This window comes from Vibrio sp. 10N.237.312.B06 (genome assembly GCF_041464685.1).
GTDB lineage: Bacteria > Pseudomonadota > Gammaproteobacteria > Enterobacterales > Vibrionaceae > Vibrio > Vibrio tasmaniensis_A.
Genome location: NZ_JBFSPI010000029.1, coordinates 26,052 through 52,411, shown reverse-complemented (window position 1 = coordinate 52,411; position 26,360 = coordinate 26,052). Strand labels below are relative to the sequence as shown.

At 43.9% G+C, this 26,360-nt stretch carries 19 protein-coding genes and 2 pseudogenes; 7 read left to right on the top strand and 14 right to left on the bottom strand.

Annotation, left to right across the window (positions count from 1 at the left end; translation table 11 throughout):
* Positions 1-261: 261 nt before the first annotated feature.
* Both AB6C75_RS10275 and AB6C75_RS10270 read right to left on the bottom strand, forming a co-directional pair.
* The gene (locus tag AB6C75_RS10275) at positions 262-657 is read right to left on the bottom strand and encodes a cytochrome b562 (protein ID WP_012600383.1); all 396 of its coding nucleotides are present in this window, start codon (positions 655-657) and stop codon (positions 262-264) included.
* A 171-nt stretch (positions 658-828) separates the two neighbouring features.
* Positions 829-1,575, bottom strand: a complete 747-nt coding sequence (locus tag AB6C75_RS10270) for a phosphatase (protein WP_009845603.1) — start codon at positions 1,573-1,575, stop codon at positions 829-831.
* A 279-nt stretch (positions 1,576-1,854) separates the two neighbouring features.
* On the opposite strand from AB6C75_RS10270, the gene AB6C75_RS10265 reads away from it, so the two are divergent.
* The gene (locus AB6C75_RS10265) at positions 1,855-4,878 is read left to right on the top strand and encodes an HD domain-containing phosphohydrolase (RefSeq protein ID WP_372107707.1); all 3,024 of its coding nucleotides are present in this window, start codon (positions 1,855-1,857) and stop codon (positions 4,876-4,878) included.
* Between the two features lie 30 nt (positions 4,879-4,908).
* Here AB6C75_RS10265 and AB6C75_RS10260 read toward each other — a convergent pair whose 3' ends face one another.
* Positions 4,909-5,928 (bottom strand): DMT family transporter, encoded by a 1,020-nt coding sequence (locus AB6C75_RS10260; RefSeq protein WP_371727154.1) that lies wholly within the window; start codon positions 5,926-5,928, stop codon positions 4,909-4,911.
* Between the two features lie 91 nt (positions 5,929-6,019).
* Here AB6C75_RS10260 and AB6C75_RS10255 point away from each other — a divergent pair, with 91 nt between their 5' ends.
* Both AB6C75_RS10255 and AB6C75_RS10250 read left to right on the top strand, forming a co-directional pair.
* A complete protein-coding gene (locus AB6C75_RS10255) occupies positions 6,020-6,934 on the top strand; it encodes a LysR substrate-binding domain-containing protein (protein ID WP_076667939.1) in 915 nt (304 codons plus the stop codon).
* Between the two features lie 72 nt (positions 6,935-7,006).
* Positions 7,007-7,327: a heavy metal-binding domain-containing protein gene (locus tag AB6C75_RS10250; RefSeq protein WP_004730185.1), complete on the top strand. Its 321-nt coding sequence runs from the start codon at positions 7,007-7,009 to the stop codon at positions 7,325-7,327.
* A 100-nt stretch (positions 7,328-7,427) separates the two neighbouring features.
* Here AB6C75_RS10250 and AB6C75_RS10245 read toward each other — a convergent pair whose 3' ends face one another.
* From AB6C75_RS10245 to AB6C75_RS10215, 7 genes and pseudogenes are all read right to left on the bottom strand, one after another.
* Positions 7,428-8,684 carry a peptidoglycan DD-metalloendopeptidase family protein gene (locus AB6C75_RS10245; protein WP_372107706.1) on the bottom strand — a complete coding sequence of 419 codons (1,257 nt, stop codon included), beginning with the start codon at positions 8,682-8,684 and terminating at the stop codon, positions 7,428-7,430.
* Positions 8,685-8,831: 147 nt separating this feature from the next.
* Positions 8,832-9,671: a tetratricopeptide repeat protein gene (locus tag AB6C75_RS10240; RefSeq protein WP_009845608.1), complete on the bottom strand. Its 840-nt coding sequence runs from the start codon at positions 9,669-9,671 to the stop codon at positions 8,832-8,834.
* A 129-nt stretch (positions 9,672-9,800) separates the two neighbouring features.
* Entirely contained in the window at positions 9,801-11,585 is a 1,785-nt protein-coding gene (locus AB6C75_RS10235) for an ABC transporter ATP-binding protein (RefSeq protein WP_372107705.1), read from the bottom strand.
* On the bottom strand, positions 11,579-13,342 hold the full coding sequence (locus tag AB6C75_RS10230; protein WP_372107704.1) for an ABC transporter ATP-binding protein: 1,764 nt from the start codon (positions 13,340-13,342) through the stop codon (positions 11,579-11,581). The genes AB6C75_RS10235 and AB6C75_RS10230 overlap by 7 nt, the downstream gene beginning before the upstream one ends.
* A gap of 226 nt (positions 13,343-13,568) precedes the next feature.
* Entirely contained in the window at positions 13,569-14,102 is a 534-nt protein-coding gene (locus tag AB6C75_RS10225; protein WP_371727149.1) for a hypothetical protein, read from the bottom strand.
* Positions 14,103-14,114: 12 nt separating this feature from the next.
* Positions 14,115-16,226 (bottom strand): annotated as a pseudogene (locus AB6C75_RS10220) (LruC domain-containing protein).
* Between the two features lie 505 nt (positions 16,227-16,731).
* Positions 16,732-17,250: an NUDIX hydrolase gene (locus AB6C75_RS10215; protein WP_009845614.1), complete on the bottom strand. Its 519-nt coding sequence runs from the start codon at positions 17,248-17,250 to the stop codon at positions 16,732-16,734.
* A 370-nt stretch (positions 17,251-17,620) separates the two neighbouring features.
* Here AB6C75_RS10215 and AB6C75_RS10210 point away from each other — a divergent pair, with 370 nt between their 5' ends.
* Positions 17,621-17,875, top strand: a complete 255-nt coding sequence (locus AB6C75_RS10210) for a DUF333 domain-containing protein (RefSeq protein WP_372107703.1) — start codon at positions 17,621-17,623, stop codon at positions 17,873-17,875.
* Positions 17,876-18,086: 211 nt separating this feature from the next.
* Here AB6C75_RS10210 and AB6C75_RS10205 read toward each other — a convergent pair whose 3' ends face one another.
* Positions 18,087-18,965 carry a YdcF family protein gene (locus tag AB6C75_RS10205; protein ID WP_372107702.1) on the bottom strand — a complete coding sequence of 293 codons (879 nt, stop codon included), beginning with the start codon at positions 18,963-18,965 and terminating at the stop codon, positions 18,087-18,089.
* 393 nt (positions 18,966-19,358) lie between these two features.
* Between AB6C75_RS10205 and AB6C75_RS10200 the strand changes: the two genes are divergently transcribed.
* The 3 genes from AB6C75_RS10200 (at position 19,359) to AB6C75_RS10190 (ending at position 23,749) form a co-directional block, all read left to right on the top strand.
* Positions 19,359-20,729: an L-serine ammonia-lyase gene (locus AB6C75_RS10200; protein ID WP_372107701.1), complete on the top strand. Its 1,371-nt coding sequence runs from the start codon at positions 19,359-19,361 to the stop codon at positions 20,727-20,729.
* A 555-nt stretch (positions 20,730-21,284) separates the two neighbouring features.
* Positions 21,285-22,763, top strand: a complete 1,479-nt coding sequence (locus AB6C75_RS10195; protein WP_372107700.1) for a peptide MFS transporter — start codon at positions 21,285-21,287, stop codon at positions 22,761-22,763.
* A 203-nt stretch (positions 22,764-22,966) separates the two neighbouring features.
* Entirely contained in the window at positions 22,967-23,749 is a 783-nt protein-coding gene (locus tag AB6C75_RS10190) for a siderophore-interacting protein (protein ID WP_372107699.1), read from the top strand.
* 114 nt (positions 23,750-23,863) lie between these two features.
* Here AB6C75_RS10190 and gntR read toward each other — a convergent pair whose 3' ends face one another.
* The 3 genes and pseudogenes from gntR to AB6C75_RS10175 form a co-directional block, all read right to left on the bottom strand.
* Complete coding sequence (gntR, locus tag AB6C75_RS10185) at positions 23,864-24,865, bottom strand: gluconate operon transcriptional repressor GntR (protein WP_029222988.1); 1,002 nt, start codon at positions 24,863-24,865, stop codon at positions 23,864-23,866.
* Positions 24,866-25,191: 326 nt separating this feature from the next.
* Positions 25,192-25,923, bottom strand: a complete 732-nt coding sequence (gene pepE / locus AB6C75_RS10180; protein ID WP_372107709.1) for a dipeptidase PepE — start codon at positions 25,921-25,923, stop codon at positions 25,192-25,194.
* A gap of 24 nt (positions 25,924-25,947) precedes the next feature.
* A pseudogene (locus tag AB6C75_RS10175) lies at positions 25,948-26,154 on the bottom strand (peptidase T); the annotation flags it as partial.
* Between the last annotated feature and the right edge of the window lie 206 nt (positions 26,155-26,360).

The window sequence follows — 26,360 nt, the reverse complement described above, 5'->3', positions numbered from 1 at the left end:
GCTACCGATGTATTGTTGAACGCGAAATGTACAGCAAAGATCAACACGCCCTAGTTACAACCAAAGAGCCAAAAGAATGTTACGCGTCTATTAGCAGTAAAATGTCTAGAAAAATAGCAGTAAACTGTTTAGAGAAACGACAATAAAAAACGCCGCCTTACACCTTCCCCTAAAGAGGGTAATGTAAGACAGCGTTTTAGAAATCGAATCTTGAGGTTTTGCTCTTTGTTACGTATCTAGCAAACTCAATTGATTGGCAAATTAACCGAAGATCTTGCTCCAAATGCTTGGATTACGCTTCTCATGGTACTCTTCACGAAGGCCGTCAATAGTACGAAGTTCCTGCTGTGCCGACTCTAAGTCACCTTGGTCTAGCTTCTGCTCAATGCTATCCAATGATGCACTGATCTTTTTGAAACCTTCCATGAAGTTATCTTCTTTCTCTATTGGGTAAACACCCGTTTTGAGCTCTGCCACTAGCGTATCTAAACGAACGATAGGCTTTTGCATCTCTTCAATGCTTTGAGCTTCTGCCGCTTGTTTGAACGCAAGCTTCATTTCTTGCATGTTTTTCTTAAGGTCAACATTAGCAAATGCGTTGCCAGACAATACTGAAGCAGCGATTAAGCCAGATAAAAGGATTGAGCGAGTTTTCATTATTTCTCCAAGTGAAGCGGTGTCTTTGAAGTTAGAGCCATCATTATTGTACTGTGGCACTTCGACTTTATTATTTTCGGCTAGTGTATACAAAAATCCGTCGGGCACAAAAATTGATTGTGTCGAAATGCAAACTAGCTAGCTAATTACTGACAAGTACCGGACAAACCATCACTCAAATACCGAAAACTCGGCAATCGATTGACGACCACGTAATACCAAAAAGGCTAGGAATTGCTGTGGTGAATGGGTAATCACTTTACTCGAATCCACGCCCACCTCACCAAGTAGTGAAGACACGAGATCCAACCCACCCACATCTATGCAGAAATGCGCATCGCTACCTGTCGTAATAAACGCACCTTTCGCTTTAGCAATTCTTGCGATCTCGTAACAACGATCAACACTGCCAACGCGGCTATTGCCTTTAAGCGTGGTGTTATTAATTTCGATTGCTACGTTATGTTCCGCCGCACATTGAATCACAACTTCAAAATCGAAATCAAAATTTGGGTTGCCTAAATGACCAAGTGCATCAACACGACCGCCTTTAATCACATTCAACAATGCTTCTGTATGAGTAGCAACATCCGACGGGCGAAAAACGGGCTCGTGGAAGCTGGCAATCACCCAATCTAGATTCTTATCCACACTCGGATGAATGTCGATTTCACCCTGTGTGTTCATGATGTTTGACTCGACACCTCGAATAATAGCGACATCTTCAATAAAACGAGGGAGCACACGTTGGTTACTGAAGAACCAATAGTGTGGCGCGCCCGGCATAGACTCGGAATGGTCGGTCGTACAAAACATAGCTAAACCGTTTTGTTTTGCCGATTTTGCATTCTCGATCAACGTGCTGTAAGCATGACCACTTGCGTATGTGTGGGTGTGGGTGTCTACTTTTAGTTCCATGAATCAATGCCCTCTTCGCTCGGTCAAAAAACGTGCTTAAGAAATGAGTGCTTAATAGCAACAATTCGACCAGTTTATCAGCTGAAAGTGACAATTAGCACCCAAACATAAAGGTTTATTGCTGGTTCATTTACACGACACGGGAATACGTGGCTAACCAGAAGACGCTGACACTTTTCTTATCTAAATAAAATCGAACAGACTCGGTAATTACGCCAATTTTTTGCAACCTACCCAAGTTCGTCAATACTTAAACCAGTCTACAAACTGGAGTGTTAGATGAGAAGAAGACGATATCCGCTGAGTATCCACATCACTAGCCTTTTCTTAATTTTGACCACTCTTGTCGGTACCGTACTGATTTCGATAAGTTATCGGCACTCTCAAGAACTGCTTTTAGGCACCGTGCGCGAAGTCAGTAATGAACATCGCGATAAGCTGGAATCGGTATTTAAACAAGCTATTGCCCCAGTCATCACAACCTTAAACGTGATGGCAGTGAGCCCGTTTGTTGCTCATCAAACCTCCTCCGTCGAAAAAGAATCTTGGCTTGCTTTGGTCGATATCATCTTCAAACAAAATACCAATTTAGTTGCTCTGTTCTATGGCTCTGAAGATGGCGATTTCCGAATCTTTCGTCCTCTGAGTTCCATTAAACAGAGAGCCGACAACAACGCTCCCGCGAAAGCGACCATGATGATCAGCAGCACCAATCTAGATGGTGAAAACTTTATTACCTTTCTCGATGGCGCACACCAAGTGATCAGTACCCGACAAGCCGAGAGTAAGTTCAACCCCACGACTCGACCTTGGTTTCGTAACGCAAAGCCTGACGGCTCAATACAACTCTCTGAGCCCTACCTGTTCTATTTCTTGCAAACCAATGGCATTACGCTTTCTAGACGTTCATTGGATGGCAAGCATGTCGTTGGTGCCGACTTCACGTTGAAATCTCTCTCTTCCCAGATCAGTGAATTGGCCTACTCTCCGCAAACCCGACTCGCCTTGTTCGATCAACATTTCAATCTTCTCGGCCAACATCAACTTGATCTATCGATTCCCAAGCTTACCTCCCAGCCTAACAACACAAGTAAAACTGAGAAAACGAATAACCAAACGACGGGGAAACTCTCTGGCAGTGAGCAAGACCAAAGCTTCTTTAATGTGCCCAAACGTGAACAGTTGGAAGCATTGAAAGCATCCGTCATAGCCCCACTTATCTCCGACGAGGAGAAATTAAACCTCAACCTAAAAAACGTTGAATACAACCTAAACACTTGGGCATTAACACTAACGCCTGTTGAGCTCACTCAGAATGTCACTTTATATTTGGCAGAGGCTACGCCACACAATGAGTTGCTCTCTGATCTTATCTCGATGCGTGACAAGCAAGTCGCCGTCGCGATTGGGATGTTGTTCATCTGCTTCGCTATCGTATGGTTTGTTGCTAATCGACTGTCTCAGCCGCTTAATACGCTGATGCAACTCACCGACAACATCGCTCGATTTGACTTCAGGCGTACTCATTATCCCAAAAGCATGATTCAAGAAGTGGCTAACCTCGCCCACTCGATTGAGCTGATGGAACACACGCTTCATGATCTTATTACGCTACTTCGAGACACGGCAGGTAATCAGGAGTTTTCGATCTTAGCTAAGAATATTGCTCATCAAAGCTATTTGATTACCAAAGCAGAAACCATCGTCCTCTTCACTCAATCAAAAGAGAAAGACGTGTTTGATACGGCAGCTAACCTTGCCATTCTCCCTTTTAAAGCCGACATCAATGACTTCATCAAACACACGCCTTGGTTGCTGTGTCAGCTTAAGTCTGGTGAGACGATCCATTTGAACCGAAAAGACAATGTTCTCAACTATTACCAAGATTCGATCTTCAATTCAGATCTGTACCTGTTTCCACTATTGAACCGTGAGAAGTTGTTGGTAGGTATTGTTGCAATTGGCTATGAAAGACCAATCACCAAGATGCAGGCAGACAAGCACGCCTTCTTACGAGAGCTGCTCAGTTTTGCGGAAATAGCCAAAGACAACATTGACCAAATGCAGCAACAGAAAGACATGCTTAATGCCTTTATCGAGTTGATTGCATCAGCGATTGATACCAAATCACCTTACACGGGCGGGCACTGCCAACGAGTGCCTGAACTGACCAAATGGTTAACTCAAGCCACCATAGACGACGGCCGTTATTACCCGCAATTCTCATTGGATAGTAAACAGTGGGAAGAGTTAATGCTCGCCGCTTGGCTTCATGACTGCGGCAAGGTAACCACACCCGAGTATGTCGTAGACAAAGCGACAAAACTTGAAACCATTTACGACCGAATCCACGAAGTACGAATGCGTTTCGAACTGTTAAAACAACAGGCTGAAACCGACTACTGGAAAGCTATAGCGAACGGAGCGCTTCAAGAGGATCAGCTTAAGATCCTCGAACAAAGCTTGTCAGAATTGGATGAAGAATTTGCCTTCGTTGCTGAATGCAATCTCGGTGGAGAGTCGATGACGGACGAACAACTAGAACGCTTAGACCGAATAGCCAAGCGCCAATGGAAACGCACACTCGACGATCAGCTAGGGTTATCTTGGTCTGAAAAAGAGAGATTCAATGAACAACAAGACACGACAAAGAAGAGTGAAGCTGAGCCAGCAAGAAAAGACCAAATACTACCGATTATGGAACCGCTACTTGCTGATAAACCCGAACATAAAATACCGTGGGATAATGGCTTTAGCCCTGCTGATGTATGGCAAGAAGCGTTTGTGCTTAAGCCAGGAGAAGTCAAATACAACCAAGGTGAACTGCACAATTTGAAAGTTCGTCGTGGCACGTTAAACGATGAAGAACGCTTCATGATAAACGACCATATCATTCAAACCTTCACCATGCTCAACAAGCTACCTTATCCATCTTATCTCAAGAACATTCCTGACATTGCCAGCGGACACCACGAACGTATCGATGGCAAGGGTTACCCGAGAGGCTTAAGCGAAGACCAGTTACCTTTGCCGTCTAGAGCGATGGCCATTGCCGATGTATTCGAAGCGCTCACCTCCAGTGATCGCCCATATAAGAAAGGCAAACTCCTAAGCGAATCACTCAATATCATGACCGACATGGCCACCAGCGGTCATATCGATCCAAAACTGTATTTGCTGTTTTTAGAAAACAAAATCTATGACAAATACGCTGAGCGATTCCTAGAGACTAAACAGCGTTGCGAGATTGAACCAAACGAACACATCGACCGAGTAAAAGAGTACATTCGTTCATTGTTCTAGGCTTTTGTCTGTAATCTTCAGCCTCAATGTTTAGCTTTTAACGGCAGAGTCCAAAACCGCAGCATCTGCTACAACCACAGCAGATCGAGGTGTTTGCTTGGCTTTTGCTTTGCTGTGTCTTTTAGCCAATAGAGTATTGGTTATGCTCGCCACGACTATCAAATTGATGCCGATTAACTGCTGAGATGAAAACACGTCATCAAAGAACAAGCTCTGCCATAACGCACTGAACAGCATGTTCGTGAAAATTAGGGGAGCCAACTGAGAACCGCTGTCTGCCAACTTGTACGCTTTCGAGCGGAAGATTTGCGTGTTAATAGTAAATAGAGCCAATCCAAAAGCGCCAAGCCCAATCCAGCGTAAGCCTTCAAAAGATAGCAGAGCCGAAAAGGTTCCATTGCCCGCAGCACTCTCAAGCATATCTGGATCCGCAGATACTGAAGTAAACACAACCATTGGTATCACAATGATTGCCGCGACCAAGAACGTCCACGCGTTAAGCTCTGCGGGTGTCAGGCTAGTCTTGGACGCTCGATACAAACTCACTTGTGAACCCGAATTAAACACACCCGCCAATAACCCTAGCAACAACGCTGGCCTAAAGAACTCTGAACCAAATTCAAACTGCGACCAGTCCCCAGCCATCATCGCTACGCCGACAAAGGTGACAACTAAACAAATCACTGTGGTTGTATGAATTTTGGTTCCAAACATTAATTTTTCTAACAAAGGAATGAACAGAGGGCCAGTGCTGAACAACACCACACCTTCAACCAGCGTTAGGGTTTGCAAAGACGTTAGGAAACACCACTGGCATGCCACCATAAAAATCGCACGCATCACTAAAGGTTTCCACATACCGAGTGAAGGTTTCGTGATTTTGTACAACATCAAAAATAGGAATAAAAACAGACTGGGTAACAAAAAACGCACGAAACTCAATAATGAAACGGGCATTGATACCGATAGATACTTGGCCATTAAGCCACTTAAAGACAAACTGAACGTCGACAACAACATGAAAGCCGTCGCCTTGGTAATATCAGACATAATTACCACCTCCTATGACAGTTATTTTAGAGGCGTGACGTGATGAAAAATAGCGAGTATTATTAACCACAACTGTAAGGAAAGCTTACCAATGAAGAAACTCGTTCCACTTAAATCCGTTTATGCTTTCATTGCTGTCGCCGAAACAGGCAGCATGACCGAAGCCGCTCGCGTGTTGTACGTCAGTCATTCAGCGGTAAGCCAAGCGATAAAATCATTAGAGCAACTGGTCAATAAGCCGCTGTTCCAACGTGTGGGTCGTCGTGTTGTTCTAAATGCCGCAGGTAAGCGATATTATCGAAAAGTCGCACCCGCACTGGAACAAGTAATAGAAGCCACAGAAGAACTCGCCAAAACGCCTAACGACCACCGCATCACCCTCAACATGGTGAACTCACTCGCCATGCACTGGTGGATCCCGCGAGTCTCGGAATTCCAAAGCTTTGCCCCCTCTCTTGATATTCGTATATCCACGCTAACGGGCACTTTCGACATAGAACAAGAAGGTGTGGACATCGCGCTGGTGCACGGTAAACCGAGCGAGTGGGACCGATATTACAGCGAAAAGCTCGGTGACGATGATCTGGTATTGGTGTGTAGCCCAGCACTATTGAAAAACCAAATGGGATTAAGCGTTGAACAACTGGTGAAACAAAACCCAACCATTGGTGTCTTCAACCCAAGAAGACAGCATGACTGGCAAGTGTGGTGCGATCATTACCAAATACCCATGCCGACGTTCCACAGTAACTTGACGTTCGATGTCTCGATTCAAGCCGTACAGGCTGCCATTCGTTCGCTTGGTGTATTAGTCACTCACCGCTTGTTTGTGAAAGATGACATCAGCCATGGCATGTTGGTCGAAATTAGTGAGCCAGTGGCTAACCCCCATCAAGATTTCTATTTCGTTTGTCCAAAAAACAAATTAAAACAAGAAAGTGTGCTAAAACTGAGAACATGGTTGAGGCATGAATTCACACGCTCAGAGACAAAACTCAGCGAGTAACTAATCATCAAGTAACAAACCAACTAGTAACAACTCATCTAGTAACCAACCATCTAACTTACAGAGGCCATTATGATTATTACCACCACTCAATCTGTTGAAGGCAAACGCATTGTCGACTACAAAGGGGTTATCGCCGGAGAAGCCATCCTAGGGGTTAACGTATTCAAGGATATGTTTTCAGGTATTCGCGACTTCGTCGGTGGACGTTCTGGCACCTATGAAAAGGAACTGGAGAAAGCACGTAACTACGCATTCAAAGAGCTGGAGCAGAAAGCGATTGAAGCGGGTGCAAACGCAGTGGTTGGTGTCGATATCGATTATGAAGTCTTAGGAACAGGTAATGGCATGTTGATGGTATCAGCCAGCGGCACAGCGGTTGTCGTCGCTTAATCGAATCTGAAATCATGTGATTCAATAAATGCTTATTCCAACGTTCGGTTTGTTTATCACCAGAAGGTTGGAATAAGGATAAGCCGTGGCTGAAGTGAATTTAACTCGTTCTGCCTTCTTGCTCAGAGATGATCTCATCAAAAGAGGCAATTCGAGCGAGGAACGCCCCCTTGTCTTTCGGTAATATAGAGCTTGCCAAAGGCAGGTCAGCCTTCATCGCGTCGACCGCCCTTCCACGTACCAACACTTCAAAATGTAAGTGAGGCCCTGTTAAACGGCCTGTTGCACCCGACAACGCAATTTCCTGCCCACGCTTAATCTGTTGCCCTTTCTTAACCAAGAATCGACTCAAATGCAGATAACGAGTTTTGTAAACACTGTTATGTTCTATCACTATGTATTTCCCTGCGTATGGATGGTCACGAAGTGCCACAACCCTACCGTCTCCCGTTGAATAAACGGGTGAACCCACAGGTGTGGCGAAATCAGTACCATTATGCGGCGATACACGTCCAGTCACAGGATGCTTTCGGAATGGGTTGAATGATGAAGTGATTCTTCGGAATTGTTTGTCTATTGGGTATCGATTGAAAGCTTGTTCAAGGCTATTTCCTTCTCGGTCATAGAAACGTCCATCCGCAGCAAGAAAAGCCGCCACTTCCCTATTTCGTAGCTTGATAGAAACCCCTTGCACTTCAGTCTTACCCGTTAAGTGATCTTCCGTGTATTGCTCTTTAACCAAAACATTAAAGCTGTCGCCAGCTCTGAGATCTTTGGAGAAGTTAATTTTATCTTTCAGCGTTCGAGTGATATTGGCTATCTGGGCACTGGTTAAACCGGCCTTGTAAGCTGACGTGGAAAAACTACCCTGCACCGCACCTGCGTACAGTTTTTCTTTCCATTCCCCAGGAGTCTCGATGAACTGATAACTAAAACTACCGTCATCATTTTCTGTATAGACAGCTTGTTCAACCAAGCTCTCATGGTAAATCAATTCGACTAGCTGTTTAGATTCACTATCCAACAACAACTCTAGATGATCACCAGGCTTGATCGTGTCCAGTTTCAGTGATTCTAGATCGGCCTCAAGTATCTTTTGAGCCGTTCCGTAAGGGAGTTTCCAAGAGGTAAATACATTACTGAGTGTATCCCCAACTTTGACAAAATAATGAACTCTTACCAGAGAACTTGGCTCAACGTTTGAATTCGATGGCTTCTCATCCGCTGAAACCGCACCTTGGTAAGGTGTAATTTTGATAGCGATGTCTTCTGGTGGTTCAGGAGAAATAGAAAGATATAAAGCAAGTGAAAATGCGCTGATAGCAGTAACAATCAGGCCAGTACGGAGGAACTTCATAAAAATACTTAACGGTTATTACAATGAATCTTTCAAACGTTATAACATAACAATTCATTCAATAAAATAAGCGAAATGTAAGAAACCGTTCCGTAAAAACGATTAAAAGCATAGTGAGCGTACGAAACTCACCATGCCATTAAATAATTACTCTTCACAAAGCGCTTCAAAACGATCTAAGCCGCGTAGCATCTCAAAATCTGGCTCTTCAGCTAGCAACTCTCGCATTGAGCCACTGGCTTCGATAGAGCGCTCTAAGTCGTCGATTGCCTGACCTTCAGCACCTAATCTTGCATACGAACAAGCTCGTTGGTACAAGGCGTGAGCATTTTGATCATCCACTTCCAATACACGGTTACATAAGCTCATTGCCCAATGGTATTCCTGCATGTCCATTGCGGCATCAGCTTTATAAGTGAGCGCCTCTAAATCACCAGGGCGGACTTTTAAGATCTCATCGTAAATTTCAATTTTTTGCTCGGCGGTTTGAGCATTTTGCGCTCTCAACCATAAGTTGTGTATTTCATTGATGATTTCAATTTCTCGGTTGTTCTCTGAGATAATTCGAGTCTTACGCTTTAGATCCCTTTCAAGAACGTTAAACTTCTTCTCGTACTCTTGAGCGATAGAATTCAATCGCTGGTCAGCCATCTCTTTGGTTGTGTGCTTGAGTTCTTTAAGCGATTGCCACCCAACTAATGCGATAAGTGAAGCGACACCCGCAATAATGTAGAAAAAATAGGTTACAGTCACGTTGGCGTAATTCAGCGATTTGTCCGCCACAGCGAGCTCACGGTCGGTCATCTGAATAGTCAAACGTCTTTCAAGATCTTGTTGGTCCATTCTTAGCTGCTTCAATTCATCCAAGATATAGCGTTCCATCAACGGTCGATCTAAATAGTCCAATTCTGAGTACTCAACCTCTTCGCTTGCAAAACTCATCGTGCTGAACACCGAGATAACTGCAATCAATAAGATTCGAAGCATTATACATTCCTTATATATTTTATCTTTAGGCTAACTGTATCTTGTAATAGTCATACAAGCTAGGAAGTCGACAAGTTTGGCTTATTCGTATTAGTTAATAGTTATTTATAACTCGATAGTCACTCACTTCTACAATCGACTCTTTCTACAATCGATTCCTCCAACCACCGACTCTTCCAACAATCCTGCATAAATTCCATTGTGTGCTATCAGCTGTCGATGGTTACCTTGTTCAACAATTTCACCCTTTTCCAACACAAGAATCGTGTCTGAGTGACGAACGGTACTCAAACGGTGTGCAATCGCAATCACGGTTTTTTCCTTAAACAGACGCTGCATTGCTTTTTGAATCAGGTCTTCGGTGATTGAATCCACCGAGCTAGTTGCTTCATCAAGCATCATCAGTTGTCCACCTTGTGCAACCGCTCTAGCGAACGAAATAAGCTGCGTTTGCCCCACAGATAGGTTGGATCCGTTCTTTTCTAAATGGAAGTCATAGCTTTGTGGCAATTGTTCAATAAACTTATCGGCGTACACATAGCGTGCTGCTTGTTCAACCTCAGTTCTAGATAGATGCGTTTTGCCCAGCGCGATATTGAATTGTATTGTCTCTTCAAACAAGTGCACATCTTGCATCATCATTGAGAACAAATGAGCAGAGTCTTCGCTTGAGATCTGCGACAGCTCTATTCCATTCAACAAAATGCTGCCTTCATAGTCTTGGTAGGTTTTAGAGGTCAGACGCAGAACCGTCGACTTACCCGACCCCGTCGAACCCACAAGCGCGATTTGATGCCCTTTCTCCAATACAAACGAGACATTCTTTAGAACATATGGAGAGCCGTCTTTGTAACGGAAGCTCACGTTCTTAAACTCTAGGCTCACAAACTGTTCGAGCTGTTTTTCAACCTTGTTAGATGGCAACAGGTTGCGTCCTTCCTCTTCAGTCGGCTCAACAAACAACTCTTCAATATGGTCAAACGCTGCAAATGAACTCTGAATCGAAGCGATCTGCGAAGTAAAGTCACGGATCGGCACAAACACTTTCTCTAAGGTGTTGATGAACGCAATCAGCACACCCAAGGTGAGAGCCCCTTCTATCACTTGCTCCGAGCCATACAAGATCATAATTGCGATGGTGATAGAGGTGATGCCGGAGATAAACGAGAACAAAATCGCATCGTATTTATTGATCTTCTTCTGCGCTCTTAAAAACTCATCAGTATAGCCCTGATAGCGTTGCTCGACTTGCTCTTCCGCTCGGTACATCTGAACGGTTTTCATGCCAAATAAGACTTCTTGTAAAAAGCCAATACCGCGAGCCAGCGAAGAACGAGTCACCTTATACAAAGCACGAAGTCGGTTTCTCACATACACCGTCAAATACATCACCGGCGGCATTATAATCAAAACAATCATCGTTAATTGCCAATCAATGAAGAACATCATTACCAACAGAGCAATGGTGTTAATGCTGTCCTTCACTAGACCAACAACCGATTGAACAAACGTCTCGCCGATGGTTTCCAAGTCGCTGGTGAGTCGTGAAAGCGTGACGCCTATCGGTGTGTTATCAAAATAGCTGCGCGGTAGTTTAAGTACTCGATCAAACAACACTGAACGCATGTCAGTTATCGTGTATTGCCCGGTTTTACGCAGGTTGTACGAATAGGTGGTATCCACCACATAGCTCGCCACCAGCACGGCAACGAGATAGAAGACGTATTCGAGCAGACCATCCATATCCCCATGACTCAGGTGAACATCGATCACTTGAATGATCAGCCAAGGGAACAACAAGCTCGTGATGACAGAAAGAGGAAGCATAGCGATGCCCAGAATCGCAGAGCCTTTGTATTTCTTAGCAAACTTAAAAAAGTGCTTGAGGTACTTGAGATCAACACCTTTTAACATGCTGCTGCCTCCGTTTCATTCTGCTGTAACTGCCATGTATCGTAATAGTAATCGCACGTTTTCAATAACGTCGCGTGGTCGCCCTTCGCAATCACCTTACCTTCGTTCAACACGATAATTTCATCCATATATTCAAGGGCATTAACACGGTGTGAAACCACAAGTACCGATTGATTTTCCAAGCGCTTAAACAAGCCCTCTAAAATCTTACGTTCTGTTTCATAGTCGACAGCCGATAGAACGTTGTCCATGATGATCAGGTCGGTGGGTTGCAATAAAGATCGAGCAATGCTCAAGCGCTGTTTCTGACCACCCGACAACATGATCCCTTTCTCACCGACTAAGGTTTGGTCGCCATGCTCAAAACGTGTAACGTCATTGGCTAACTGACTCAGTTCTAAAACCTCATCAACCTGACTCTTTGCCAAGTCAGTATCTAAGCTACCGAAGCGGATATTGTCTTCGACGGTTGCAGAAAACAGATAAGGGTCTTGCGTCACGGTTTTCACGTAACGGCGCAAATCACTGCGTGAGAAGCTAGTGACATCTCTTTCGCCTAGGAAAACTGAATCTTCTGGTACATCCAAGTGATGGTTCAAGCAATTCACTAATGTCGTTTTACCCGCTCCGATTCCGCCTAGCACACCCACTTTCTTACCTGCTGGAATGTCAAAGCTGATGTCATCGAGAATCAGACGCTCTTCACCTGAATAGCTGAAGCTGAGGTTGCGAATAGAAAACGTTTTTCCCTTCAGAGATTCAACATCTAACTCAGTGAGCTTATCTTCATCAAGGTCTGGAATTTTTGCATTAAGAATGGTTTGTACACTTTGAATGCCGACCATGCCACGCTGATAAATGGTCGCGATTCTGCCAAGCTGCATCAATGGCATTGCGAGCAAAACCGAGTAAGTCAGAAAGGCAGTAATCTCACCAAGTGTGAGTTCCTGTCTCATTAACATGTAGCCACCGAGCCCAAGAATGATGATTTTCATCAGGTCATTGGCGTAGTCGAGTACTGGCATAAAGAAGACTTGAATACGTGTAATTTTAAGGCGGCATTCAAGTAATAACTGATTCAGCTTTTCAGTTTCAGCTTTCACCCAAGGTGACATCTGCTGGCTCTTAATCAAATCAATCCCAGACAGGTAACTCATTAGCTGAGCAGACAAGTTTTGTAGACGTTTCATGTGCTCTAAATGCAGCGTTTTCATACGCTTGAAGCCCACCCGAAAAATCACAAAAGCGATTGAGATAGGAATAATCGAATACAGTGTGAGTTCTGGCGATATACGCCACATATAAAGAGGTGTCAGCGATAGCGCGAGTAACGCATTGAAGAACTGAAGAAACCCCACACCAAACATCAGTCGGATGCCGCTAAGGTCATTATTCATGATTGAAATTAGTCGACCAGATGCAAAGCGTTCATGAAAGCTGCTCGGTAAGCGATTCAGCTTTTGTAGAAGTGTACTCTTTAGTGCTGCTTCTGTAATTCGCCCCGGATTAAGCGCATAGATACGAGACAGAATTCTCACCACCACCATGGCAACCGACATGCCGACCACGATCCAAACATAGGTTTGAAGCTGCTGATGGCCCGCTGTTGAAGCATCCTCAATAAGATCGATGGCAAGTTGGATATAACGAGGGATCTCTACCTGTAACCAGTTAACGAGAAAAATGAACACAATCGCCAGTAAGTACGAGGTGTGATTCATGCGTAAATAGTGGGCAACAAACTGTCTTTTATTCATAGTCTTCTTTGTTTAGGGCAGGCTCACCGAGTTTTGGTGATTTCGTAAAGCTAGAAACGAGCGTCACTTAAGTAAAGATACACCTAAAACACCGGATTGATAATATCACTCCATTCATTTTATACAGGTTATCTCAGGTCTCGATGTTAGAAAAATTCACAACAAAAGCGCCTAAAACAACGTTACCGCCTAAATAGCGGTAACGTTGTTTGGTAGAAGATAAAGATTAAAGAATCACGTCTACATTATCGTCCTCAATATTTACAAGGAGTTTCACTTCACTTCCCATTGCCGACGGATACCAGACTTCAACCCATACTTTATCTACATGATTGGGTAAAAGGAGAGTTGCAGAGAACTCAATATCTTGATTGATTGGGCTCCTCAGCACTTGTGAGGTGTAATCGACAACATCACCATTGAACTCTGTATAAATACTCATAAAACCTCGAGAACTTTGCGAGCTTGCTACGTCAACGTTTACAGACACTTCTCTCTCCGTAGAAAAATCAAAACCTTCCGGTATAGATAACTCAGATGATTTAATAGACTGCGGTATCACTACTGGAGCAGGTGTCACCACGTTATTGCTACCAACGGTCGAATTACTCGGAGGAGTGACGGAGACCGGAGCCGTAGTATTGCTCGGAGGAGCGACAGTACTTGGAGATGAAGCGGTACTATCACCTCCACCTCCGCCGCCACAAGCTGAAAGGAATACAAAGCCTACACCACTCAAAATTAGTTTGATTGTTTTCATAAATCCTCCTGATTAATCTTCCGTTGACCAAGTTTTGTTGGCGTTAGGGTTTTGGTACCACGTTGGTTTTGAAGCACCGCCTGATGTAGCCCACTCAGCAAACTCGGGGTACACCTCACTAACATCAATGTATTCTGATGGATGATTCCAAGGTGATGAAATTAAGATACCCCAAGGCATGTTTTGTGTCGTTCGGTAGTATTTATCACTAGACGGGTCTGAATCATCTTGTGCAATACCATAGAAATCACTCACTAACGTGCCACGCGACGTTGGTGGGAAGTCCGCAGTATGGATTTCTAAGTCTTTCCCCGGCGATGTAGAGAAACTGTCACCATGGTAATAACCCGCGCCCGCACCAAAGATGAATGGGTCGAAGCCACTTAATGGCATCAGTGAACTCGCTGTGGGCTCGCTTCCAGAAGCAAACGGCAGAGAAATACTGAACGTCATTTGGTCAGCTTCTAAAGTCGGACTACAAGAAGGATTAGTACGGTGGAACATACACTCACTGTTAATCGGCAGATCATTTTTTAGGTTCAACGACGCGACAACAACGAGGTCTCCTCCTGGCGATGCAACACTTTTGTCTTCACCCGTAAACGGCGAAATATTTACCCGAGTCGCGCCATTCTTTTGCACTCGAGCCGTTTGAAGATCGACATCTGACTCATCGAAGCCATCAAGCTTCCATCCCAGTCCATTACCATAAGAAGCACCGTAGGCCATTATGGTTCCCGTAATATCCATTCGAAGCACTGCGTCCTCTTTACTTAAAATGGTGGTGCGGTAGTAAACCACAACGTCATTTAAGTCGAAGTCACCAACTTCTGGCCAATTATCTTCGAAGGCCGCTGTATAGTAATTCGAATGTTGAACCGTTGTGCCAGGATCCGTAACGTTAAACACGTAGTCCTCAACTTCACCATCACCAACATAACCGTCACTCGGAATGTTAGGGCTACTCGCTAAACGGAATCGAGTTTGTACGCTCCCAACGACAGCATCATCACCCACTCGAATAGGGACGACTTGGCTTCCATCTACAACAGAATGATTTTTTAATATCTGCTCGTCATCCTCAAAAGATCCATTCATATCCCAGTCAGCCCAAGCTTGCAGATAACCACTCCCCACAATGTTGACATTAATTAAACTGTCTAAGCCGACTTCAAGGTTCGTCAACAGTGCAATCCCGTCATCATCATTTCCGCCAACGTCCAAATCATCGCCGTTGGATGATGTGCCAGGTTGGCCATCTGTATCGGCATCAACACTAGCACCTAAGTACAGCGTGGAAGATATCGCATGCTCAGCACCGTTACTCGCCTGCAACGTTCCATAACTATCAGGAGCGTCACCAAAATCAGATTCATCTGAACTTTCTATTGGCGTAGTAAATCCAGATAAGTCCCAGTTACCGTCAAATGCCGAGAAAATCGGGTTGGGGAAACTACTGCTACTGCTCGTAACCGTTTCAAATTGTAGAGTTACAATCGAGGTATTCTTGTAGGTGAATTTTACAGCACCGGAGGTGTCGGTTTCCGAATAGTTCGTACCTGGCCCGGTGAATAGAACCGACGTTCCATCGGCACTCTCTTCCGCCGTCAAACTCGCGCTAGCACTACCAAGTTGATAACTGTAGAAACCTTCACTTTTAAACACTCTTACTTGCTCCGACTGCACGGGTTCGCCATCAATGTCATAGCCAATCATGTCAAATTCGGGAAGTGTATAAGGCACTGAGAACGTACCTGAGAGGCCATCCGTACCATCATAAAATTCAAAGGTATAGGTTAGACCTGCAGAGCCCGCAGAGTTAGTTTGCTAGAGAAAACCAATATCTCCTGAGGGTTGTGTTGCACCTACTTTGTAGTTGGGAGCATGAAACAAAAATGTCGCATCACCGAACACACTACTAGACACTTTGGCATCTATTGTTTTTCCATCATGTGTACCAACATTGAGGAAGTGCATCGAAGATCCATCATAGGTTGGCCCAGCCCACGAACTGCTGCCGTTCGTCGACTCTACATGATTTGAAAAGTCCAGGTCTACCGTCGTTGCATAGACAGGGGCACTGGCAACTGCCGTCATAAGATAAATAACTTGCTTGTATTTCATAGTAAACCTCGACTTCTTCTTCGCATGAGCGATTTCCTTGAAAAGTGTGTGAACTCTGAACGGCAAGTTAAAGAAGCGTCTCAGTTAACTCTGAAACAAACTATTCGCATCTTTGTTGATTATGTTGATGCCGATAAAGCGAGCTGCTTAATACAAAGAAGCAAAAGAGAAGCCAAGTTTCCGATCGTTTTAAAACCACCGTATAGTATTGAAAAATAAGACTTATTTTTCTAAATTAAAATTACAGTCTGAATGAAACGATCTTTTCTTCAAAATAAGAATCAATTTGATGAGAGGTTAGTCAACTTGAAAGTCTGTTAGATAAGGAAACGTTCTATGCTGGTTGGAAACGGATAGGTTGTTTACGGACTGGAGGCGTTTTGCTTAAAACTAAAATTACGATGGGTTAGCTCAACTAAAGGAGGGAGGAATTATTGTTGGTTCATGATGAGCAAAACTGTTTAAAAACATTCTACTTTTAAACAGTTTTGATTTATTAAAAGGGTTACAGCATTTCCTTTGCGATTAGATGCAGTAAAAAGGTTTCGCGTTCAATACTCATTCCCTTTTTAGGGCTCTCGGCCATGGTCTTTTCGTTGTGAGCGATCGCTTCATGGATATTCATCCACACCGGTTTCATCCCGTTTTTCACTTCGTAGTCTTCGTAAGCTGTTTCGCCAAGCTCACGATCAATCTTGCATGAGTAGCAGTAAGAAATCATGTGCATTATATCCGCGTCATCTTTATACCAAGGACGAAACTCTTCAAAAATACCGAACGGTTTAATACTGTGAATGTTCTTCGCACCCGTTTCTTCTTCAAGCTCACGGACCATACCTGCGATCACATCCTCACCGTCATCCAAACCACCACCAGGAATGGTGTAGTCGTGATAACGCTCTGTATAAAGCATCAAAATGTCTTCGCCATCTAACACAATCGCACGTGCAGCATTGCGCTTATATACCGTCTTATTGTCTAGGTGATCGATATCAGGGTGAATAGTGGTTTTTAGGTGTCTCATGATTCTGACTGCTCTACTGAATTTGGCGGCATCATATCATAATCATCAATAGATTCGACGCTCTCCGTCCCCTGAAAGAACACATCACCTCTGCTTTTGATCGCTGTTCACCCACGGCTATCTAGTAGAAATAACCATCAAGTAGCGCCTTATTGACGGAGGCCGTTCCTGTCAGAGCACCAGCTATGCCAGCATGATCAAACACTCAAAAAGCAGTTAAAAATAGCGAAATATCAACCTATTTCAATATCTTGACCAAATTAGAACAACCTTTTCTGAAATCTAAAATATACTAGTTTCATAGAGCTTCTAATCTGGTTCTGTAGAACTTAACGCATTCGATTATAGAGTTATCACGTAGGAGATAAACATGAAGAAAATTGGTTTGATGGCTATATTTGCCGTTGTGTTGGGCGGTTGTGCAAACGACTATGCAGAATATAGCGAAGGCCAACGTGTTTCAGTGGCTAACCCTGCTGCGGTTTATTGTGTTCAACAAGATGGTGAATTAGACACCGTAACTGAAAACAATCAACGCACTACTTATTGTGTATTTGATGACGGTGAGCGTATCGAGCAGTGGGAATACTACCGCAACAACCATGAGCAAAAAGAAGAAAGCTAAGCTGCGACATCGTGAACTATTGACGTCACACCTATACACGACGTTAACCCTTCACGAATGCCACCCAATCAAATCACATGACATTAGGTAAACTGTTCGCTATCGAGCGGTCGGTTTACCTTACTATACACATCAACTTTACATACACATCACCTTTATACACAAAGCACCTTTTGGCTACCTACCTGTATGACTAATATTGGTGTTTTCGCTATCTCCACCAGCGATGTGTGTGATCTGATTCTGGATCTAAATAACGATTCAATAAAGTCAGGTTGGTATCGAGCAATGCTAGGTACTCCCTAACTTTTTCTATGCCGATTCCGACTGGGGTATTTTGGATGCAGGTCTCCAACACTGGAAGCAAGCTTTCTACGATATCAAAATGAGATGAACGCCCAACTAACTCCTTTGCCGCTAACAAGGCTTCCAAAGACAACCTTTCTGGCTCTCGTCTTACTGAATCCAAATCCCTCTTAAATGCACCCACAGAGACACCTTCAAGATAGACTCGGTAGGTCGTCAGAGCATCCATTAACAGAAACAATTGCCCTTGCTCTGTTTGATGAGGGTATGGCACTGCGACATGAGCCTCTCGCTGAGGATCTATTTGTAGTTTCACCCCAAGTGCAGAGCACTTCTCGACCAAAACCTTAAGCAAACCTTGCTCGTCCATCAGTGATTGAATCTCGAAGATACGTTGTATGTGGTAGTCATTAGAAACGAACGTCACCTTCACACGCTGCCCGCGTGTAAACAGCCCACTTTCAATCATATCTGAGGCCAAGTTTTGAATGTTCTCAACCGTATTTGTCGAATGCTGCTCAAGTAAAACCGCCCCTATGGGAAACGGATACTCACGTTGATTTTCAAGCTCTCGAAAATACTCGTGCATCACATCGGCTTCAGAAAGGGTTTGGCCTTGTGTCACCCCACCACAGAACGCCACAGCCGTTTGCTGGTTCGACTCTTCAGCCAAAGGCCCAGCCAGATACTCAACTAAAGCATCAACTCGACTGATTCCTTCATTAGTCAATTTATTCTCATTAAGTCGCTTACCTAGCACAATAAGGAGGTGAATAATGCTCATTTTATGTTCAAGTCTCGTTTTAGTGATTAGATGGAGTGAATTATGTATACAATACTTATTAACAAAAGTATTTTGAAATTCTTACATGTTGCTCTCAATAATGCTCACTATTGATAGCAACATCTCGGGTCATACAAGAATAGACGTGTCGCTTTAAAGCAAACATAGCACGCTCTTGTATTTCATCGCTCTATGCTTGCTCAACACGAGTTTCAATAAAAGAGACCTTTAAAGCAAAGAGCCAGCTCAATCGAATAACTGTTTCAGCCAAAGAACTGTTTCAGCCAAAGAACTGCTTCACCCAAAGAACAGGTTCACTCACAGAAGTGGAACTAACGAAATACAAATTTTACACAGAGTTCGTTCATCGAACCGTCTTCACAGGAAGTTACTATGCTGTCTATTTTTGATATCTACAAAATTGGGGTTGGACCGTCCAGCTCCCACACAAATGGACCAATGATCGCTGGGTTTAACTTTACCCAAAAAATTGATGCTCAGCTTACACAAGTAGAGCGTATTCAAATCGACTTATACGGCTCGTTATCATTAACGGGTATTGGTCACCATACAGACAGAGCAACCTTATTAGGTTTACTCGGCAACCGCCCCGACACCATTAAAATTACCAGTGCTAACAAAGCAATGCGTAAAGCAATTGAAGATAAGTCTCTACTGGTTAGCGGTAACCATGAAATTCACTTCGACGTAGAAAGCGACTTGCTGTTCCATAAAACCAACCTTCCGCTGCATGAAAATGGCATGACCATCTCTGCTTTTGACGCAAGCGGTAGTCTTTTAGAGATGGAAACCTATTACTCTATTGGTGGTGGCTTTATCGCAACCGCTGATGAGCTACAAAATGGCAAGCAAGAAGCGAAAACGCAAGTTGAGTTCCCTTTTACTTCTGCTGACCAGCTACTTGAATTATCAGAGCAACAAGGACTTAGCCTTGGAGGCTTAATCCTGCGTAATGAAGTGTCTTTCCAAGGTATGGATGCGATTGACCAGAAAGCCGACCAAATCTGGAAGGTGATGTCTCTGTGCATGCAGCGAGGCTTCGACACTGAAGGCATCCTTGATGGCGGTCTAGAAGTGACGCGTCGAGCCCCTGCTCTTTTGAAAAAGCTTGAGGCCAATGCTTCGATTGAAAACGATCCAATGGAGATCATGGATTGGATTAACCTATTTGCCTTTGCTGTTAGTGAAGAAAACGCTGCGGGTGGACAAGTCGTAACATCGCCAACTAACGGAGCGGCTGGCGTTATCCCTGCGGTACTAATGTACTACCACCGCTTCATCAAAGAGCTAGACACCAAGCAGTTGAAAGACTTTTTAGCAGTCTCTGGCGCTATTGGCATCTTGTACAAAGCCAACGCTTCGATTTCTGGTGCAGAAGTGGGTTGTCAGGGCGAAGTTGGCGTATCTTCATCAATGGCTGCAGCAGGCTTAACCGCCCTACGCGGTGGTAGCAACGAACAAATCTGCATCGCAGCTGAAATCGCTATGGAACACTCACTAGGTATGACATGTGATCCAATCGGCGGGCTTGTTCAAGTGCCATGTATCGAGCGCAATGCAATGGGCGCAATGAAAGCCATCAACGCATCACGTATGGCGCTGAAACGCACCAGTAAGTGTCTTATCTCGTTAGACAAGGTTATCGCAACCATGTACCAAACAGGTAAAGACATGAACAAAAAGTACCGTGAAACGTCCTTAGGTGGCTTGGCCGTGATCCACATGGCTCCTCCTTGTGAATAACCGCGAATACCAATCACAGTAAGTAAGTGATCATAAATAGCGCAGGAAAAAGGCTCAAGAACAAGGCGGCTCTTCTCGATAAGAAGTTTCGATAAGTAGTTATTGAGCGTTTTAACAAGCTAGGATGACCAGCTATTTACTACGATTGGTATAAAACACGAGTCGAGAAAGCCGCTGTAGAGACGGCATTCTCGTAAACGTCGTTTTCGATACCCAAACATAGCCAGCCACCAAGCTGGCTTTTTTATTGGCTAAAATCCAACAGCTAATTGAAAGTGATACTCACTTGAATATTTTACAAGATTACCACCTGTAACTTTCCGTTCTTGGCTCGCGAATTAGCAACAAATAAATCTGACCGACATTTACATAACCATCCACTAGCAAAATCTAATATTGCACATTTAATGCATGAGAAAAATGAATCGCCCGATAAGAAAAGATATAGAGAGCAAAGTAACGAACACAGCAAATGTTTCATTTTATGTATTGCTATTAATGATATTATAATTGGGTAATTACACTACAAATCAACACAAATTTGAGAATAAAATAATGTGGAATAGATTAAACAAATCAATGATGTTCTGCCAAATGATGTTCGGACTTTCGTTCTATGGCGTCATGGTGATCTTGACTCGCTTCTTCCTTGAAGATCTGAACTACAACGAAGCCGACACCATGATGGTTGTTGGTGCTTTCTCTGCAATCGGACCGCTATTTGCTATCGCAGGCGGTTTCATCGCCGACAAATTTTTAGGCGCATACCGATCATTGACCATTGCCTTTCTCGGATTCGCAAGTGGTTATGGTCTACTGGTACTCGGTGCCGCAGCGACTAATGTTCCAATGGCTTTATGTGGTATTGCTTTAGCGAGTTATGCGCGTGGTTTGATGTCCCCTTCTTACCCAAGTCTTTACAAACGCACGTTCAAAACTCAAGAAGATTTCGAAAATTGCTACCCAATCAACTACTCAGTAAACAATATTGGTGCTCTATTAGGTCAATACCTGTTCCCAATGCTAGTGCTAGTTGTCGGTTTCCACGGTGGCTTCCTTCTCTCAGGTGTTCTAGCCGGTGCTGCACTTCTGATGATGCTCTTTGTTCGCAAAGGCCTTGTTGAAGCAAGTGCTGAAATCGACCAAAAACCAGTTAGCACGAAAAACTGGGCTGCGTTCCTCGGTCTTTCTGCTGCAATGATTGGCTTGGTATTTTTCATGTTCTCTAACATGGATATCGGCCAGAACATTGTGTACGCAATTGGTGGTGCAGCGATCATCTACTTTGTCTCTTTGATGATGAAATCGAAGAAATCAGACATGCTGAAAATGGGTACTATCTTAATCATCACATTCCTGACGACATGCTTCTTCGTGTACTACGGCCAAATGATGACGTCGATGACAATGGTAGCGATCAACACAATGCGTGGCGCTCTACTCGGCTTCATCCCTGTAGCCCCAGAAGCTTCAATGGCAATGAACCCACTTTGGTGTATGGTTGCAGGCCCTATTATTACGGGTATCTTCTCTAAGCTAGAAAAGAAAAACATTCACTTCTCTACCGCAACCAAAGTAGGTTTCTCTTTCATTCTGACGGCGATCGCTTTCGGTATCTTAACGATGGCAGTAACGACCGTAGGTGAGGATATTCTGATTCGCCCTGAAGTGTTCTTAGCAATCCACTTCTTCCTGGCATTTGGTGAAGTTATTGTTGGTTCTATGGTTGTAGCCTTCATTCTGTCTGTTGCACCTAAGCACATCGAGAACTTCTCAGTAAGCTTATTCTCTGTAGCAATCGCAATGTCAGGCATTGTTGGTGCTGTATTCTCAACGTCTATTGCACTTGAGAAAGGCCAAGAGATCACACAAGAGATCGTTCAAACGGTTTACGGTGATTACTTCCAAATGCTGACTGTTCTAGCGGTTGTAATGGTGGGTATCGCAATGGCAGCATCGTTCATTATTCGTAAGATGCTAGACGCAGCGAAAGCCGCAGATGAGACGATTGAACTAGAGCAAGCAAACAGCTAATTCTGCTCACGTTAAATAGCTATAACACTTCAAGCCCTCTAGTTTTCTAAAGGGCTTTTTTGTCGGTATGGATGCCAGGGTAAATAGATTGGTGATTCAAGTTACGTTGCGCTGTGTAAATCAAAGTAAATGATAACTATTAGTATTGAGTGTTTTTTAGTTCAGGATTATGATGTCGGAATCAAAACCTAAGAGAGCCTTATATGAGCAAGCCTAGCCCTATCACATTAACTGTTACTCAAACCTCAACCATTACACCGAACATGCAGCGTATAACGCTTAGCGGTGAAGGATTAAGTAAGTATCCAACCGAATGTGCCGGCGGCTACATCAAGCTTTTGTTCTCGCCACTCGGCACCACTGATTTGAGCCAACTGAACGAAGGTGAGCGCCCAACCATGCGCACTTACACCATTCGTCAGTACAACCCTTCAGAGAAGTTTATTGAGGTTGATTTCGTTCGCCACATCACTACAGATTTGCAGTGTGGTTTTGCAGCAAGGTGGGCAATGAGCGCGAAAGTGGGTGACACAGTTTCAGTGGCTGGCCCAGGTTTAATTCAAGGACTTAACCTAGAGTCAGACTGGTTCTTCTTAGTTGCAGATATGACATCCCTACCTGCGCTTTCTGCAAAAGTAAAATCGCTTCCAGAGCACGCCGTAGGTCACGCCGTCATCCAGATCAATTCAGCAGCAGATAAACAAACGCTTGAAGCACCTAAAGGTATAAAAGTCACTTGGTTGATTGAAGATGAAACTGAAGAAACACTTTCACAAACGGTTCGCAATTTAGAATGGTTAGACGGTCAGGTTTCAATTTGGGCAGCGTGTGAGTTTGAAAGCATGCGCGAGCTGAGACAATACTTCCGCAACGAAAAAGAAGTCGCGAAAGAGAACATCTACATCAGCAGCTACTGGAAACGTGGCGTCACTGAAGACGGCCACAAAGTGTTGAAGCAACAAGATGCTCAAGCTTTAGCGGGTTAAGTCTGTTACTACATACATCTTTTTGCCAGATAAATAAAAACGCCCTTAGCGAAGTTCATCTCGTTAAGGGCGTTTTAGTTTGAATCCAATGAAGAGCAAAGCCGAAGTGTAAGATTAAATACTCTCTCCCACTTCAATCTCGTAACCGAGATCCAGCTTCGCCACCCATTCTTTGTTGCCTTGTAGACGCGCTACAACTTGCTGTGCAGCGACTTTACCGATCTGCTCCCTTGGTGTTACTACAGTCGCTAAACGCGGCGTCATCGCCACTGTGATGTCGTGTCCGTGGAAACCCGCAATCGCCATCTTCTCGGGAACTTGAATACCACGTCGTACGCATTCGTAAAAAGCACCAATCGCTAAATCATCGTTGGTACAGAAAATACCATTCACTTCAGGGTGCTTATCAAGTAACTCACCAATCAGTTTTGCGCCTAAAGTAAACGAGGACGCGTCTTCCGTTTGCAGCGTTACTGGCGTTTTGTCGGCTTCTTGCATCGCATGCTCATATCCCGCCATTTTCAAGCGAGTACGTTCATCCATTCGAGCAGCCAAATAAGCGATATTGGTACGCCCTCGATCGAGCATGGTTTTAGTCATCGCTCTAGCCGCTTCAAAGTTATCAAAGCCCACTGCTTGTTCAATACGGGGAGACACCGAATCCATAATTTCAATCACAGGGATAGAAACAGTCTGCAGCATTTTACGCGCTCTATCAGTGTGCACATTTTCTGAAAGGATAATCGCATCAACGTTGTAAGAAAGCAGTGAAGCGATGCTCTGCTCTTCCAGTTCAGCGCTATAGCCATAGTGGGCAATCATGGTTTGGTAGCCTGCGGGCGCTGTGACTTGTTCAATGCCACGGATAACTTCAGCAAAAACTTGGTTGGTTAACGAGGGAACCAAAACACCAATCGCATTGCTTTTTGCATTGGAAAGAATGTCTGGCGCACGATTAGGAATATAACCTAGCTCGTCTACTGCAGCGCTGATCTTATCGCGCAGAGCTTCTGATACCTGTGAAGAGTCTCTTAGGCAGCGACTGACGGTCATTTTGGTGACACCAACTAGGTTGGCAACATCTTGTAATGTGGGACGTTTTTTCTTACTTAGCATACTGACAGCATCATGGTTACGATTAATGTTACTGGTAACATAGTAACGAATTTCGACTACTTTAGAAGAACTAAACACCTAAAACTTGATATCAGATCATAAACACACACGTCGCTTTGCCACCAATAAAACTAACAATTCTTATTTTCGAAGACGATGGTCAATAAGTTCTCAACTTACACTTGATGTGTATATTACGTATTAAAAACCCCAACCTTGGATGATCAAGATTGGGGTTTCGTCTAACCCATTGCAATTGCGTACATAGCCAACCCCTATTAAGAGGCAGTAGCCTGTCTCTATTGGCTATCTAGTCTATTGGTTATCTAGCAACCGATGTCCATCAAGAATGCAAGATCGCTGTCCGCTGCGAACGTTTCAGCAAGTTGACCATGCTTAAAGAGCTTCATTGGCTTGCCTGTCGCGGTGTGGTACGTTAATTTTCCTTCACACACTTGCAGCATCGTCCCTTCAGGGATACCAACAACGACTTCACTTGGGTTCATGCACAAGAACTCTTCAATACGTTCATCACGTGTTTCGCCCATATGCCCAGAAATGGATGCTTCTATATAGTGAGGGTTAATCTGAAATGGCACAAAATTAAGCGCAGGCAAGATAGCAGCACTGACAATTGGCATATCATTAGTAGTACGGATCGTTGGGGTTGCGACATTTGTTCCCGCACTCCAACCAATAAACAGCTTACCTTTGTTGATCACAGCATCACGCATCGGTGTTACCAAGCCTAGGTCGTGAAGCATACGGTTAAGTACCCACGGATTACCGCCACTAATGATGATACCATCAACCTCTTTCAAGGCTTGCACTGGGTCTTCGGCTTCATGAATACTCACCACTTCGCAATCATATTCATCGAACACTTGCTGTAATTGCTGCGTGCGATCCGAGTATTGCCCTCGAATCATTGCGAATGGAATAAACAACATTTTTTTAGGCTGAGTCTTTTCCATCATTGGACGAATCCACTCTTTACCATACTCCAAAAGTGATGTGTCACCTGGTAACTTACCGTTACTAAATAGCATTACATTCATTACAACCTCACTACAATTTGCAAATTTACTATATATTATTTTGATATTCTCTTGAACTACAGCACTTGCCGCTTTCAAAGACTCTACGGGTAAGTATTCATAAATTGAGGGGAAGTAATGTGCGCCAGTAAACAAGTTCGGAAAAGGAATGACCTTTTGAGATAAAACAGTTCCGTCATAACCATAACGCGAAGGAAGTGTACGCATTTCTATTCCAGTATTATTGGAATAATCGAAATCATTAAACATCTTTTCAATTTGGGGAAAACTTTTCTAAAACAGCCATGAAGTAATCAAGGGAATCTCTTATCCCCACAACCAAAGGTGCGCAACCTATGATAGTCATGTTGAGATGATGGTCATACGTTATGGTGGCGTCAGTAGTCAATAGATTTATTCAACACTGTTGACATGTTTGTTTTGGTTTAAAACGAATA